The sequence below is a fragment of the Pseudomonas sp. FG43 genome, assembly GCF_057809175.1.
Genome location: NZ_JBMDJL010000005.1, coordinates 35,587 through 50,644 on the forward strand (window position 1 = coordinate 35,587; position 15,058 = coordinate 50,644).

10 protein-coding genes are annotated in these 15,058 nt (G+C 59.6%); 2 read left to right on the top strand and 8 right to left on the bottom strand.

Features of this window, described 5'->3' with window-relative positions:
* Nucleotides 1-17: 17 nt before the first annotated feature.
* The 8 genes from ACODS3_RS07710 to glnE all read right to left on the bottom strand — a co-directional run bounded on the left by ACODS3_RS07710 (nucleotide 18) and on the right by glnE (nucleotide 10,131).
* Entirely contained in the window at nucleotides 18-1,451 is a 1,434-nt protein-coding gene (locus ACODS3_RS07710; protein ID WP_201018221.1) for a lipopolysaccharide kinase InaA family protein, read from the bottom strand.
* Entirely contained in the window at nucleotides 1,451-2,230 is a 780-nt protein-coding gene (locus ACODS3_RS07715) for a lipopolysaccharide kinase InaA family protein (protein ID WP_201018222.1), read from the bottom strand. The genes ACODS3_RS07710 and ACODS3_RS07715 overlap by 1 nt, the downstream gene beginning before the upstream one ends.
* Nucleotides 2,227-2,961 (bottom strand): lipopolysaccharide kinase InaA family protein, encoded by a 735-nt coding sequence (locus tag ACODS3_RS07720; protein ID WP_489033945.1) that lies wholly within the window; start codon nucleotides 2,959-2,961, stop codon nucleotides 2,227-2,229. The genes ACODS3_RS07715 and ACODS3_RS07720 overlap by 4 nt, the downstream gene beginning before the upstream one ends.
* The gene (gene rfaP / locus ACODS3_RS07725) at nucleotides 2,961-3,767 is read right to left on the bottom strand and encodes a lipopolysaccharide core heptose(I) kinase RfaP (RefSeq protein ID WP_201018224.1); all 807 of its coding nucleotides are present in this window, start codon (nucleotides 3,765-3,767) and stop codon (nucleotides 2,961-2,963) included. Before rfaP ends, ACODS3_RS07720 begins: the two co-directional genes overlap by 1 nt.
* On the bottom strand, nucleotides 3,764-4,888 hold the full coding sequence (locus tag ACODS3_RS07730) for a glycosyltransferase family 4 protein (RefSeq protein ID WP_489033946.1): 1,125 nt from the start codon (nucleotides 4,886-4,888) through the stop codon (nucleotides 3,764-3,766). Before ACODS3_RS07730 ends, rfaP begins: the two co-directional genes overlap by 4 nt.
* Entirely contained in the window at nucleotides 4,888-5,952 is a 1,065-nt protein-coding gene (gene waaC / locus ACODS3_RS07735) for a lipopolysaccharide heptosyltransferase I (protein WP_025258250.1), read from the bottom strand. The genes ACODS3_RS07730 and waaC overlap by 1 nt, the downstream gene beginning before the upstream one ends.
* Before the next feature lie 2 nt (nucleotides 5,953-5,954).
* Entirely contained in the window at nucleotides 5,955-6,989 is a 1,035-nt protein-coding gene (gene waaF, locus ACODS3_RS07740) for a lipopolysaccharide heptosyltransferase II (RefSeq protein WP_095067242.1), read from the bottom strand.
* Nucleotides 6,990-7,173: 184 nt separating this feature from the next.
* Nucleotides 7,174-10,131 (bottom strand): bifunctional [glutamate--ammonia ligase]-adenylyl-L-tyrosine phosphorylase/[glutamate--ammonia-ligase] adenylyltransferase, encoded by a 2,958-nt coding sequence (glnE, locus tag ACODS3_RS07745; RefSeq protein WP_201018226.1) that lies wholly within the window; start codon nucleotides 10,129-10,131, stop codon nucleotides 7,174-7,176.
* 384 nt (nucleotides 10,132-10,515) lie between these two features.
* Here glnE and aceE point away from each other — a divergent pair, with 384 nt between their 5' ends.
* Both aceE and aceF read left to right on the top strand, forming a co-directional pair.
* A complete protein-coding gene (aceE, locus tag ACODS3_RS07750) occupies nucleotides 10,516-13,161 on the top strand; it encodes a pyruvate dehydrogenase (acetyl-transferring), homodimeric type (RefSeq protein WP_201001704.1) in 2,646 nt (881 codons plus the stop codon).
* A 154-nt stretch (nucleotides 13,162-13,315) separates the two neighbouring features.
* The gene (gene aceF, locus ACODS3_RS07755) at nucleotides 13,316-14,947 is read left to right on the top strand and encodes a dihydrolipoyllysine-residue acetyltransferase (protein WP_201018228.1); all 1,632 of its coding nucleotides are present in this window, start codon (nucleotides 13,316-13,318) and stop codon (nucleotides 14,945-14,947) included.
* The last annotated feature ends 111 nt before the right edge of the window (nucleotides 14,948-15,058 follow it).

Here is a 15,058-nt window from a genome sequence, read left to right on the forward strand (position 1 = left end):
CTGATCGGCATTGGCAACTACCCAGGCAAGCGCTCCTCCAGCAACTGGTGCAGCGCACTTCCTGCGGGCCAGTTACGCATGAAGCGCGCCCGGTCGCGGGCATATGCGGTTGCAAACGACGACTGGGAGCTGTGTTGCTGCATGGCGTCCAGATCGATCAAGGCCCAGCGGTCTTGATGCCAGAACAGGTTATGGCCCTTTAAGTCACCATGGCTGATGCGTTCGCGGATCAGTTGCTCGAAGAGCAGGTCCAGTGCCAGCAGTTCATTTTCCGGCACATCACCCGACTCAACGTAAGGCGCGAACCGCTTGATGATATCCGGCCCCGACAGGAACTCGGTGACCAGATACGCCTTGCGGCGCAAGCCCAGTACACGCTGCTCCAGCACCGCCAGCGGTCTGGGCGTGGCGATCCCCAGGAACTCCAGGCGATTGGCTTCACGCCAGGAATGCCACGCACGGCTCGGACGCCAGAAGCGTTTTAGCCAGTGGGCGAAGTGCTTGATGTTGTAGCGTTTGATGAGCAGTGTGCGGCCATTGACCTCGACACGACCTACAGTCGCAGCACCGCCGGTCTTGTACAGATGGCCTTTGTCCAGCAAGTCGTCGGCCTGCTCCAGAACGGGCAACAGGGCAGACTCTTCTTCGCGGCGGATCGCCCGGAATTGCGAAGCCGTGTCTTCGACGCTGAACAGGCTGCAATCACGCCCGGTCTTGTTCAGGTAATCCTTCAAGCGCCAGCTACGCACCTTGTCGATCTGCTTTTGCAGGGCCTCCATGGGCAAGGCATGTTCGGCGTTGCTCAACAGATAATGCACCAGCAGTTCTTCGGTAAACGGCTCCAGTGCCTTGGGCAACTGGGCGAAAAACACGCCAAGGTTTTCCAGCACGGCCTGACGGGATAACGGCTTGCCTGCCTCTTCGACACGAATGCCCGCGCCGTCAATCAGGTACAACTGGCCGCTATGGCGCAGCAGGTTGTCCAGATGCAGGTCTTCCTGCCACAGGCCTTTGGCATGCAACCGGGCAATGGCTGATAGCGCTTCACCCAGCACAAGCTGTTGCTCATCGGCCAGCGGCGGCAGGTTCTCAACCTGATTCCAGGCATCACCCAGGCTCTGGGCGTTATCCAGAAACTCGAACAACAACCAGCCGCCTTCGCCTTCCTGCAAGCCATCGGCCAGTAGCAGAGGCGTGGTCAAGCCCTGTTCGGCCAGCAGGCGGACGCCATCCAGTTCACGCTGAAAATGCCGGGCAGCCTTATTGCCCACCAGCAGCTTCGCCAGCACCGTACGACCGCGCCAGACACCCGCGCCGACATAGCGTTGACCCGGCAGCACCCGCAATAGCGTCAAGAGTTGCAGATCGGCCGGACCAATGGTGTCGGCCAGGGTCACGTTCAGAGGCAGCTCAGGTGTGCGTCCGGCATTCTTGAGTTCAGACAAACGCATCAGCGCGCCTCTTTGTTGTCACGGTGGTGAAGGTCGCGCTTGTGCTTGCCACGCTTGCCCAGACGCAAACACCAGGCATCGACCTGGGCGCTGTCGGGAGCCGCCTGCAGATAGGCAGCCAACAATACCCGCAATTCGCTATCCCCCCACGCCGTCGCACGTCGCAACAAGGGCTCCAGATCCTTGATCAGATCACGCTTGCCGAAGAAAACCGGGCGGGTCTTCTCCAGATCGATCAGCTGTGCCTGATAAACGTCGCCCTGAGCCTGCAGAAAAATATGCTTGGGGTAGAAGCAACCATGAACCTGTCCGGCCTGATGCAGCTTGCGAGCCAGTTGCCCGCAAGCCTGAAGAATCGCAGTGTGCTGACTGGCACTCAGCCTGGACCATTGCTCAAGCAAGACATACAGGTCAGTCCAGCCATCCAGAGCACGGGTCATCAGAATTGCACGATGCTCGCCATTGACCTTGCTATCGCCATAGAACACGGCCTGCAACGCTGGAATACCCAGCTTCCGATAGCGGCTGATATTGCGAAACTCGCGGGAGAACGATGGCTCACCAAACGGATGATGCAGCGTATAGGTCAGGTAATTGCTCTGACGCTTCAGATAAAAGCCCTGACCTTCCAGCTCCAGACGAAACACACTGCTCCAGCCGCCGCGACCGGTATTGGGTTCATCAACAGCGTCGAGCTGTATGTCCCATAGCGACTGAAAGTCGATCAGACCATGACGCTCAAGCAGGGCACGGTCGGAATCGGCAATGAAAACGCTCATTCACGCCCCTCGAAAAAACTGACGACATGACGGATGCGCTTCTTGTCGGAAGCGTTCAAACGATCCCGCTGACGGTACTGCAAGTAGAAGCGCAGACGTTGGGTCGCGGACAAATGGTATTTGGCGACCTTGTCCAGGCAGGCCAGATCCTTGGTGACTCGATAGCGAAGCATGAAGCTCCACCAGAACGCACCGTTGGGGCAATCGATGAAAAACAGCCTGGACTGGTCGTCGACCAACAGATTGCGCCACTTCAAATCGTTATGGGTGAAATGCTGGTCATGCATGATCCGGGTGCAGCGCGCCAGTTGCCGACTGATGACATCGACCCAGGCACGATTCGACAACCGGGCATCCTTGTGCCGCGCCAGCTCGGACAGGTCTTCGGTACGGGGAAGTTCGCGTGTGATGAGCGCGCCGCGATCATAGGCCGCGCCCTTGCGCTCCAGGCCCCAGGCCACCACGTCGGCAGTCGGGATACCCCATTTGGCGAAACGCTTGAGGTTTTGCCATTCGGACTTGACCCTCGGGCGGCCCAGATAGCGGCGCAGGCCTTTCCCTGCGCCGGTGTAGCGCTTGACGTAATAGGTCACGCCGCCACGCTCCACACGAATCACTTCGGAGAGCAGATCGCTGGTCAGTTGTTCGCCCTGCAAGGCAAAAACCGCATCCAGGTTGCCAAAGTCCTCAGCCAGGAAGGCGTATTCCGGCTCAAGATTCCAACCAGCCATCAGAGCGCATCTCCGTAACGCAATTTACGCTGATACAACTTGTCCGCCTTTTTATCCAGCCAACGCAGCAATGAGGCTTCCCGAGCCAGTACTTCACGTAATGGCTTCTGGAAATACCCCTTGAGAAAACGCAATTTGTCGCGTTTGGTAAGACCTATGTCCAGCGCCGAGAAATACAGCGCGGCCAGATCCTTGTTACGCCAGCGCGGCGTGATTGCACGGCGGGTCTGGGCACGGTGCAGGTCGATGACTGACAGTTTGAAATCATCGGCCGTCACCGGCTTGTCGGTATGCAACAGGAAGTGGCAGATGTAGCAGTCCCGATGGTTTACACCGGCGCGGTGCATCATCCCGACCATCCGTGCGACTTCGGCGATGAACGCCCGCTTCAAGCGCGGTTCGGGCGGCTCGTTGCGCCAGTTGATGCTGACATCTTCCAGGCTTTCGGTGGGTGCCAGCTCTTCGGTGACGATGAACGAATGCTGAGCCGCCGGATTGCTGCCACGCTCGCCATAGGCCACGGCGGTCATGGTCGGCACGCCGACTTCCTTGAGACGCGCTATCGCGTCCCACTCCTTGCCCGCTCCCAGCACCGGCAGCTTGGCGGTCACCAGATTCTTGGCGATTTCACCCCAGCCGATACCACGGTGAATCTTGACGAAATAACCGCGGCCATCGACTTCGGTACGCAGCGTGCGACGACCTTCCAGCTCGCGATAGACCTGTCCATCCAGAGCCTCGACCTCGGCAAATGCATCTCGCCCGGCCCACCGGCTCTTGAAGGGTTCAGCGAGGAACAGCTTCATTGATAGTGCTCCGCCAGAATCACATCGGCAGCGTGCTGCGGCATGCTGTAAAGGTCAGCCGTATCGGCGAACGCCAGACCATTGAGGCCCCAGGTGCGGCGCGCCGCATCGTCTTCGAGCATCTTTACCAGATATTCGTTGAGCTGCGCCTGCTCGAACGGGTCATCCAGCACCAGACCACTGTCGGCTTCGGCAATGTAATGAGCATAACCACAGACCGCACTGACCAGCACCGGCAAGCCGGCCACCAGCGCTTCAAGCAGCACAGTGCCAGTGTTCTCGTTATAGGCCGGATGAATCAGAAGATCGGCGCAGAGCAGGAAACGCGGAATATCGCTACGCCCTTTCATGAAGGTCACCTGTTCGCCCAGCCCCAATGCTGTGCTTTGCAGCTGGAATACTTTGGGGTCGTCCTGGCCGATTACAAACAGGCGCGTGCGTTTTTTAAGTTCGGCAGGCAAGGCGGCCAGCGCCTTGAGGCTGCGATCCACGCCTTTGGTCTTGAAACCCGATCCGATCTGCACCAGCAGCAGGTCGTCGTCGGCCAGCCCGAATTCCTGACGGAACCCGGCGCGAATATCCGGCGCATCGAGCGGCGCACGGCGGTCCTGGGAAATACCCGGCGGCAGCAGGTGAAAGCGCGACAATGGCGTGTCGTAGTGCTTGATGAACAGCGGCTGCTGCACTTCGGAAATCATCAGCACCTGAGTTTTCGCGTCTTTGGCGAATACCGCCCGCTCGTATTCGGCAAAGTGGCGATAACGGCCCCATTTGCGATACAGGGAGTTGCGCAGGTTCTGCGCCTTGTCCTCGAAACAGCCGTCGGCGGCGTAGTACACATCAAGACCGGGCATCTTGTTGAAGCCGATCAGGCGATCCACGGGGCGCTTGGCCAGGTCCGCTTCCATCCAGGCGCTGAGCTTTTCGTTGCGCCGATGGTTGAAGAACGCCTTGACCGGCGCGACCAGCACCTCGAAGCCAGGCGGCACATCGCCTTCCCAGATCAGGGTGTAGACCCGAATCTGGTGCCCGCGCTCCTGGCACTCCAGCGCAATACGCATGAAGTCGCGTTGCAGGCCGCCGAACGGGAAATATTTGTAGAGTACGAAAGCCAGTTGCATCAGTTGTGTTCCTTTGCCAGCAACAGCGCGCCCAACTGGCTCGCTACCCGCTCGGGATTCAAACGAGTGAAGCACATGGGCCACTCGCGTTTCAGGTCGAACCGCAACTGATCGTCAGCCGTCGGTTGATAAGTACATTTCTTTTGCAGGCAAGGAGCACATGCCGGGTAATCACCGGCCAGATGCACCTGGGACTTGCCGTAGGCACCGGTAAGGCCCGGATTGGTCGGCCCGAACAGGGAAATGGTCGGAACATCCAGCGCCGCAGCCAGATGACCGATGCCGGTATCCACCGCCACGCAGGCCTGGGCACTGGCCAGTACACGGGCAACGCCCGCCAGATTCAGCTTCGGCAAGACCTGCGCATTGCCCAGGCCTTCGGCGATACGCTCGGCGCGGGCCTTTTCAGCCGGGTTGCCCCATGGCAGGCGCACGTTCAGGCCTCGCGCAGCCATCAGCTCCGCCAGTTGCCGCCAATAATGCTCGGGCCAGTGCTTGGTTGCCCAGGTGGTGCCATGCAGAAACAGCACGAATGGCGCCTCAAGCGTTTCATCCAGTGCCGACAGACGCTTGAGGCCATAATTGCCAAGGCCCGCAGGCAGTTCATAGCCCAGAGCCTGAGCGAACAACTGCCGCAACCGCTCAACCGCGTGCTGCCCACGTGCCACCGGGTAAGGCCGGTCGTAGAAACGGCTGGCAATGGGCTCGCGTGCCGAGTGTTTGTCCAGGCCAGCAACCGGAGCGTTGACGTAACGGGTCAGCCAGGCGCTCTTGAACAGGCCTTGGGCATCAATGACCACGTCGTAATGTGTCTCGCGCAGACGCTGCTTGAAACCCTGCCACTCACCGGTCTTGAAGGTCTGCCACAGGTTCTTGCGCCAGCGACGGATCGCCACCGGAATCACCTTGTCCACCGCCGGGTGCCAGGTCGGAATTTCGGCGAAGCCTTCTTCCACCACCCAGTCGAACTGAATGCCCGGCAGAGCCTGCGCCGCATCGGTCAACGCTGGCAAAGCATGAATCACGTCGCCCAGCGAAGAAGTCTTTATCAGCAATACCCGCAAAGTCAGGCGACCTCCACCGGGGTGCCGCCCAGACGGCCCAATGCCTGGACCACGGAGTTCGGCTCAAGCAGGCGCATGCAGTTGTAGTGACCAAAACGGCATGTGCGCTCGAAACAGGGGCTGCATTCGATCCCCAACTGCACGATCTCGACCTCATCGGCCAGAGGCGGCGTGAAACCGGGCGATGTAGAGCCGTAGACCGCCACCAGCGGACGATTCAGCGCAGCCGCCACGTGCATCAGCCCGGAGTCGTTGGACACCACGGCATCAGCACAAGACAACAGATCAATGGCCTCGGCCAATGAAGTTTCACCGCTGAGGTTGACCGCCTCTTCACGCAGGCCGGGGATCAGATAGTCGCGAATGCTCTCGCCGACCGGATGATCCTTCTTCGAGCCGAACAGCCAGACTTGCCAGCCTTCACGAATCCGGGACTCGGCCACCTGTGCGTAATGCTCGGACGGCCAGCGCTTGGACTCACCGAACTCGGCACCCGGGCATAGCGCCAGCACCGGTCGGTCCAGCGTCAGGCCGAACTTGGCCAACGCGGCATCACGAACAGCGGTGTCGATTTGCAGGCTTGGCTTCGGATAAGGGCGCGGCAACTCTGCGTCCTTGTCGAACGCCATGGCCATGAAACGCTCGATCATCAGTGGATAGCGCTGTTTGTCCAGAATCCGCACGTCATTGAGCAGGCCATAGCGGAACTCGCCACGCCAGCCGGTGCGCTTGGGAATACCCGCAAAGAAAGGCACCAGCGCGGACTTGAGCGAGTTGGGCAGCAGGATGGCCTGATCGTACTGACCGGCCAGGGATTTGCCGATCCGGCGTCGGGTCGACAGCTCCAGCGCGCCATGCCCCAGCGGAAAGCTCAGGGCGGCACGCACTTCAGGCATGCGCTCCAGAAGCGGACGGCTCCACTCCGGAGCCAGCACATCGATTTCGCACTCAGGATGACGCTGCTTCAGACACTGGAACAGCGTCTGCGCCATCACCATGTCACCGACCCAGCTAGGCCCAACGATCAAAATTTTCATGCTCGATCCAAAAACAGCCAGGGAGGCTTGTCAGGTTGCGTGACCTTCCCACACAACCTGACGCCTCCCTGTCATAGCTATCTATATATAGCGTTCGATAAACCGTAGGAGCGAATTCATTCGCGAAGGGGCCTGAAACATTTCAAAGCACTTTCGCGGATGAATCCGCTCCTACAACATGGGTTCAGGTCAGTCCCAACCCTGCCCAGATCCGCATCACTTCGCGCCGCTCGACTTCAAACTGATCACCGGCCACTGTTCCGGCCTGGTTCTGCAATGCCTGACGGTGCGCCGCTGCACGGTATGCCTTATAGGCTTCGCGCAACAGGCTGGCATCGGCATCAGGCAGCAACCCGGCCTCTTCCAGGCCTTCGAGAATACGAATGTTATCGGTGTAGCGCAGCAAGGCGGGATGCTCTCTGGACCACGCCAAGGCCGCGTATTGCACCATAAATTCGATATCGACGATACCACCGGCATCCTGCTTGAGGTCGAACGACATTGCCGGATCGAAAGCATTGGCCGCCGTTCCTGCTGCGGTCAGTCGAGTCCCCAGGTTATCGCGCATCTTGGCGCGCATCTCGCTGACTTCCGAGCGCAGTTTGTCCAGATCGCGCTCGCGGCCCAGAACCGAGGCCCGGACTTTGGCGAACTCGTTCCCGACATCCGGGCTGCCGATCAGTACCCTGGCACGTACCAGCGCCTGATGTTCCCAGGTCCAGGCTTCATTTTCCTGATAGCGAGCAAAAGCCCCCAGCGAGCTGACCAACAGGCCTGATGCGCCGGATGGCCTCAGGCGCATATCTACTTCATAAAGCTGGCCGGAGTTGGTCTGAGTCGTCAGCAGGTGAATGATCCGTTGACCAAGGCGGGTGAAGAACTGCGCGCCATCGATAGGCTTGGCACCATCGGTTTCAGCCTGCGGATCACCATCATGGATAAAGACCAGATCCAGGTCCGAGCCATGTCCCAGCTCGATACCTCCCACCTTGCCGTAACCGACAATCACAAAACTCGGGTTGCACAGGCTGCCATCGGGGCGCGAAGGCGTGCCGTGCCGGGCAACGGTATGTCGCCAGGCCAGCGCCAGAACCTGTTCCAGAATGGCCTCGGCCAGCCAGGTCAGGTAATCGCTGACCTTCATCAGCGGCAAACTGCCAGATATCTCGGACGCCGCAACCCGCAGACGGTGGGCGAGCTTGAAATGCCGCAAGGCCTCCATCTGCTGCTCAAGATCGTCCTCGGGAATACGGATCAGCCTTTCACGCAGCTCGGCCGCCAGTTCGGGCGCCAACGGGGGATTGAACAGGCGTCCCTCGTTGAGCAACTCGTCGAGCAGCAGCGGGAAGCGCGCAATCTGTTCCGCGATCCACGGGCTGGCAGCGCATAAAGTCAGCAAACGCCGCAGCGCATCGGGATTTTCCGTGAGCAGCACCAGATAAGCCGAACGCCGCGCTACCGCTTCGACCAGCGGCAATACTCGCTCAATGACCAGATCCGGGCTTTGATGTTCTACGGCCTGGGCAAGAAGACGGGGAATGAAGGCATCCAGACGCTCGCGCCCCAGGCGCTGCATCGAACGTAACTGTGGACTGCCGCGCAGATTGGCCAACTGGCGGATCGCCTTGTCGGCATCGACGAAGCCGGCTTGTGACAACTGGCGACAAGCCGCCTCTTCATCCTGAGACTCCTGCCACAGCGGCAACCACTCACCGCCCACGATGACTTCGCCTTCATCCTGCTGCTCGTCATCGGCATCAGAGTCCGGATCGGCAATGACCTGGCGGAAATGCCATGAAACCCGGCTACGCCAATGCATCAGTTGCTCATGGAACGTCGGCCAGTCGGCAAAGCCCATCATCAAGGCAATGCGCGCCTGATCCTGCTCGTTGTCCGGCAGCATCTGCGTCTGGCGGTCGGCAATGGCCTGGATCGCGTGCTCGGTGTAGCGCAGAAACTCGTAGCCTTCGCGCAATTCGTCGATCACGGCAGAAGGCAGATAGCCCTGGCCTTCCAGGGTTTTCAGCACCTTGAACAATGGCCGCTGCTGCAAGCTCAGGTCACGGCCGCCGTGAATCAACTGGAAGGCCTGGGCAATGAATTCCACTTCGCGGATGCCGCCAGCGCCAAGCTTGATGTTCTCGGCCATGCCCTTGCGCCGGACTTCCTGCTGGATCAACTGCTTCATGGTGCGCAGCGCTTCGATGGCAGAGAAATCCAGATAACGGCGGTACACGAACGGACGCAGCATTTGCAGCAATTGCTCGCCAGCCACCTGATCGCCGCCCACCACCCGCGCCTTGATCATGGCGTAACGTTCCCAGTCACGGCCCTGATCCTGATAATACTGCTCCAGCGCATTGAAGCTCAGCACCAGCGCCCCGGATGAACCGTAAGGCCTAAGACGCATATCGACGCGGAACACGAAGCCATCGACTGTCACCGGGTCCAGTGCCTTGATCAAGCGCTGGCCCAGGCGAATGAAAAATTCCTGATTGTCCAGCGCCCGCTTCGCACCGACTGTCTCGCCGCCTTCGGGATAAGCGAAGATGAGGTCGATATCCGAAGACAGGTTAAGCTCCACGGCACCCAGCTTGCCCATGCCGAGGATCACCATCTGCTGCGGCTGGCCGGTACGGCGCCCGGTCGGCGTGCCGAGCAACTGGCAGTGACGCTCGTACAGCCATTGGTACGCCAGGTCGATGGAAGCATCGGCCATCTCGGACAAGTCACGGCAGGTTTCGATCAGATCTGCCTGACGAGTAAGGTCACGCCATATAATCCGCACTTGCTGACGCATGCGCTGGCGACGTAGATTACGCCCCAGTTCATCATCGCTGCTGGCAGCCAGTAAGGCGGCAGCTATTTGCCCGCGCAGTTCGCCCACACTGAAACTGCGCTCCAGCTCGCCCGATCCGGCCAGCTCCAGAAGCATGCGGGGATCGCGGCAGACCTGTTCGGTGACGAAATCACTGGATGCACAGACGCGATCGAATGCATGGCGGCGCGACTCGGGCCAAGCCTCGAAAGACGTCAGTGCATCACTTGGCAAACCAGCAAGCGCTGTACGAAATGTCTGTTGTGCGCGGGTAACTAAAGGCAGCAGGATGGCCGGAAAATCGGCCAGCGAAGGTAGGCTCATGGTCTATCCTTGATCGGCGTGCAATGGGCTACCTGCAATGTCCGCAAGTTTCATGCGCAACCACCGAATGTAGAACAAAGGTTATAAATTGCTGAAAAATTTGATTCACTAGCAGCAGACACCAATTTTTCACCAAGAATTATAAATCTCACATCAACGGTAACGTTTTATCTCACAACACGACAGGAGCGATTTGGTCGCTTCTCTGTAGTTTTACTACTGGGTATGTAACTCGAAGGGCTGAAATGGTCGTCGATTTGTAGTAAAACTACACGCCGCCGGAACAACCCTCCGGTAATCCAAGAATTTTATGTCGTCTGCCCAAAAGGCCAGTCGCAAACTCAGGCAACCGATTCTGGAAGCCTTTCCGCCCTGGAGCAAGCCATGCAAGACCTCGATCCCGTCGAAACCCAGGAATGGCTGGACGCCCTGGAATCGGTTCTCGACAAAGAAGGCGAAGACCGTGCTCATTACCTGATGACCCGTATGGGCGAACTGGCCACTAGAAGTGGTTCGCAGCTGCCTTACGCCATCACCACGCCATACCGCAACACCATTCCAGTCACCCACGAAGCACGCATGCCTGGCGACCTGTTCATGGAACGCCGCATTCGCTCGCTGGTACGCTGGAACGCATTGGCAATGGTCGTAAAGACCAACCTGAACGACCCGGACCTGGGCGGTCACATTTCCAGCTTCGCTTCCAGCGCAACGCTGTATGACATCGGCTTCAACTACTTCTTCCAGGCTCCAACCGACGAGCACGGCGGCGACCTGATCTACTTCCAGGGCCACGCATCGCCAGGCGTCTATGCCCGTGCGTTCCTTGAAGGTCGCATCAGCGAAGAGCAGATGAACAACTTCCGTCAGGAAGTCGACGGCAAAGGCCTGTCCTCGTACCCGCACCCATGGCTGATGCCTGACTTCTGGCAGTTCCCGACCGTATCCATGGGTCTGGGTCCAATCCAGGCGATCTACCAGGCACGCTTCATGAAGTACCTGGAAAACCGCGGCTACATCCCGGCAGGCAAGCAGAAAGTCTGGTGTTTCCTGGGCGACGGCGAGACCGACGAGCCGGAATCCCTGGGCGCCATCGCCCTGGCCGGTCGCGAGAAGCTGGACAACCTGATCTTCGTCATCAACTGCAACCTGCAGCGCCTCGACGGCCCGGTTCGCGGCAACGCCAAGATCATCCAGGAACTCGAAGGCGTGTTCCGCGGTGCAGCATGGAACGTCAACAAGGTCATCTGGGGCCGTTTCTGGGACCCACTGCTGGCCAAGGACACCAACGGTGCCCTGCAACGCCGCATGGACGAAGTCATCGACGGCGAGTACCAGAACTACAAGGCCAAGGACGGAGCGTTCGTTCGCGAGCACTTCTTCAACACGCCTGAACTCAAGGCCATGGTCGAAGACCTGTCCGACGACGAAATCTGGAAACTCAACCGTGGTGGCCACGACCCGTACAAGGTCTATGCAGCCTACCATCAGGCGGTCAACCACAAAGACCAGCCGACTGTCATCCTAGCCAAGACCATCAAGGGTTACGGTACCGGTGCAGGCGAAGCCAAGAACACCGCGCACAACACCAAGAAGGTCGATGTCGACAGCCTGCGTCACTTCCGTGACCGCTTCGACGTGCCGATCAAGGACTCCGAGCTGGAAAACCTGCCGTTCTTCCGTCCGGAAGAAGGCAGCGCCGAAGCCAAGTACCTGGCCGAGCGCCGCAGCGCCCTGGGCGGTTTCGTGCCACAGCGCCGCGCCAAGAGCATCAGCATCCCGACGCCACCACTGGAAACGCTGAAAGCGATCCTGGACGGCTCGGGCGACCGTGAAATCTCCACCACCATGGCTTTCGTGCGCATCCTGGCGCAACTGGTCAAGGACAAGGAAATCGGTCAGCGCATCGTTCCGATCATCCCGGACGAAGCCCGTACCTTCGGTATGGAAGGCATGTTCCGTCAGTTGGGCATCTACTCGTCCGTCGGCCAGCTCTACGAGCCAGTCGATAAAGACCAGGTGATGTTCTACCGCGAAGACAAGAAGGGCCAGATCCTCGAAGAAGGCATCAACGAAGCCGGCGCCATGTCGTCGTTCATCGCTGCCGGTACTTCGTACAGCAACCACAACCAGCCGATGCTGCCGTTCTACATCTTCTACTCGATGTTCGGCTTCCAGCGCATTGGCGATCTGGCATGGGCCGCTGGCGACAGCCGTACCCGTGGCTTCCTGATCGGCGGCACCGCCGGGCGTACCACGCTCAACGGCGAAGGCCTGCAGCACGAAGACGGTCACAGCCACATCCTGGCCTCCACCGTACCTAACTGCCGCACCTATGATCCAACCTACGGCTACGAGCTGGCGGTGATCATCCAGGACGGCATGAAGAAGATGACCGAAGAACAACAGGACATCTTCTACTACATCACCGTGATGAACGAAGCCTACACCCAGCCAGCCATTCCGGCCGGTGCAGAGGAAGGCATCATCAAGGGTATGTACCTGCTTGAGGAAGACACCAAGGCTGCTGCGCACCACGTCCAGTTGCTGGGCTCGGGCACCATCCTGCGTGAAGTCCGCGAAGCAGCGAAGATCCTGCGCGACGAGTTCAACGTCGGCGCCGACGTCTGGAGCGTCACCAGCTTCAACGAACTGCGCCGTGACGGCCTGGCGGTAGAACGCTCCAACCGTCTGCATCCTGGCCAGAAGCCGAAGCAGACTTACGTCGAGCAATGCCTGGGCGGCCGTAAAGGTCCGGTCATCGCATCCACCGACTACATGAAGCTGTTCGCTGATCAGATCCGTCAGTGGGTTCCATCCAAGGAATACAAAGTGCTGGGCACCGACGGCTTCGGCCGTAGCGACAGCCGCCGCAAGCTGCGTCACTTCTTTGAAGTCGACCGCAACTTCGTGGTGCTGGCAGCCCTGGAAGCCTTGGCTGACCGTGGCGACATCGAACCTAAAGTCGTGGCCGAGGCCATTGCCAAGTTCGGTATCGATCCTGAAAAACGCAACCCACTGGACTGTTAAGAGTCTGCTTCAAAATCGGTAACGTGCGCCGATCAAAGGCGTGAAACAGCCGAGGATGCGGAATTTACACCTGTAAATGAGCATCCAACGCTGTTTCGTTGCAACTGGATACGGCGCAATCGAGAATGAACAGGTTCTGCGAAGGAGAAACATTGTGAGTGAGTTAATTCGCGTACCCGACATCGGCAACGGTGAAGGTGAAGTCATTGAGTTGCTGGTCAAGGTCGGTGATCGCATCGAAGCCGACCAAAGTATCCTGACCCTTGAATCCGACAAGGCGAGCATGGAAATCCCTGCTCCCAAGGCCGGCGTCATCAAGGTTCTGAAGGTCAAGCTGGGCGACCGCCTGAAAGAAGGCGACGAGCTGTTTGAACTGGAAGTCGAAGGCGAAGCTGCTGCTCCGGCCGCTGCTGCCGAACCTGCACCGGCTCCTGCCGCCGCCGAGAAACCGGCCGAAGCTCCAGCCGCTGCACCTGCGCCAGCACCAGCTGCCAGCGCCACCGTTCAGGACATCCACGTTCCGGATATCGGTTCGTCGGGCAAGGCCAAGATCATCGAAGTTCTGGTCAAGCCAGGCGACAGCATCCAGGCCGACCAATCGCTGATCACTCTGGAATCCGACAAGGCAAGCATGGAGATCCCGTCTCCTGCCGCTGGCGTGGTCGAGAGCGTCGAAGTCAAGCTGGAACAGGAAGTCGGCACCGGCGACCTGATCCTGAAACTGAAAATCGCAGGCGCCGCGCCTGCCGCTGCACCAGCTCCGGCTGCCAGCGCTCCGGCAGCGGCCCCGGCCAAGGCTGAAGCAGCTCCGGCTGCCGCGCCTGCTGCCAAGCCAGAAGCCGCTCCAGCTCCAGCAGCCGCTCAAAGCGGTGCCAAGGTTCACGCAGGCCCGGCAGTTCGCCAACTGGCTCGCGAGTTCGGCGTCGAGCTGAGCGCTGTCAGCGCAACCGGTCCACACGGCCGCGTGCTGAAAGAAGACGTACAGGTTTACGTCAAGGCCCAACTGCTGAAGGCCAAGGAAGCACCTGCTGGCGGCGTAAGCGGCGGCACGGGCATCCAGCCGATTCCTGAAGTCGACTTCAGCCGTTTCGGCGAAATCGAAGAAGTGCCGATGACCCGCCTGATGCAACTGGGCGCGAGCGGTCTGCATCGCAGCTGGCTGAACATTCCGCACGTCACGCAATTCGACCAGGCCGACATCACCGACCTGGAAGCTTTCCGTGTTGCGCAGAAAGCCGCTGCCGAGAAGGCTGGCGTCAAGCTGACCGTTCTGCCACTGCTGCTCAAGTCCATCGCGCACCTGCTCAAGGAACTGCCAGACTTCAACGCCTCGCTGGCACCAAGCGGCAAAGCGGTCATCCGCAAGAAATACGTGCACATCGGCTTCGCCGTGGACACCCCGGAAGGCCTGCTGGTCCCTGTGATCCGCGACGTCGACCAGAAAAACCTGCTGCAACTGGCAGCCGAAGCAGCCGCACTGGCTGAAAAGGCACGCAACAAGAAGCTGACCGCGAACGACATGCAAGGCGCATGCTTCACGATCTCCAGCCTCGGCCACATCGGCGGCACCGGCTTCACGCCGATCGTCAATGCACCGGAAGTCGCGATCCTGGGCGTTTCCAAGGCAACCATCCAGCCAGTCTGGGACGGTAAAGCCTTCCAGCCGAAACTGATGCTGCCTCTGTCGCTGTCCTACGATCACCGCGTGATCAACGGTGCAGCTGCTGCCCGCTTCACCAAGCGCTTGAGCGAATTGCTGGCGGATATCCGCACAATCCTGCTGTAAGCCAGAGCAGGCCCGCCGCATGGCGGGCCTTGCTGCTTGTTTGCGAGCCCACGCTCGAACCTCACCCCGCCTTCAACAGTTTGTTCAAGCGGGGCTTTTTTTGCCTGTTGT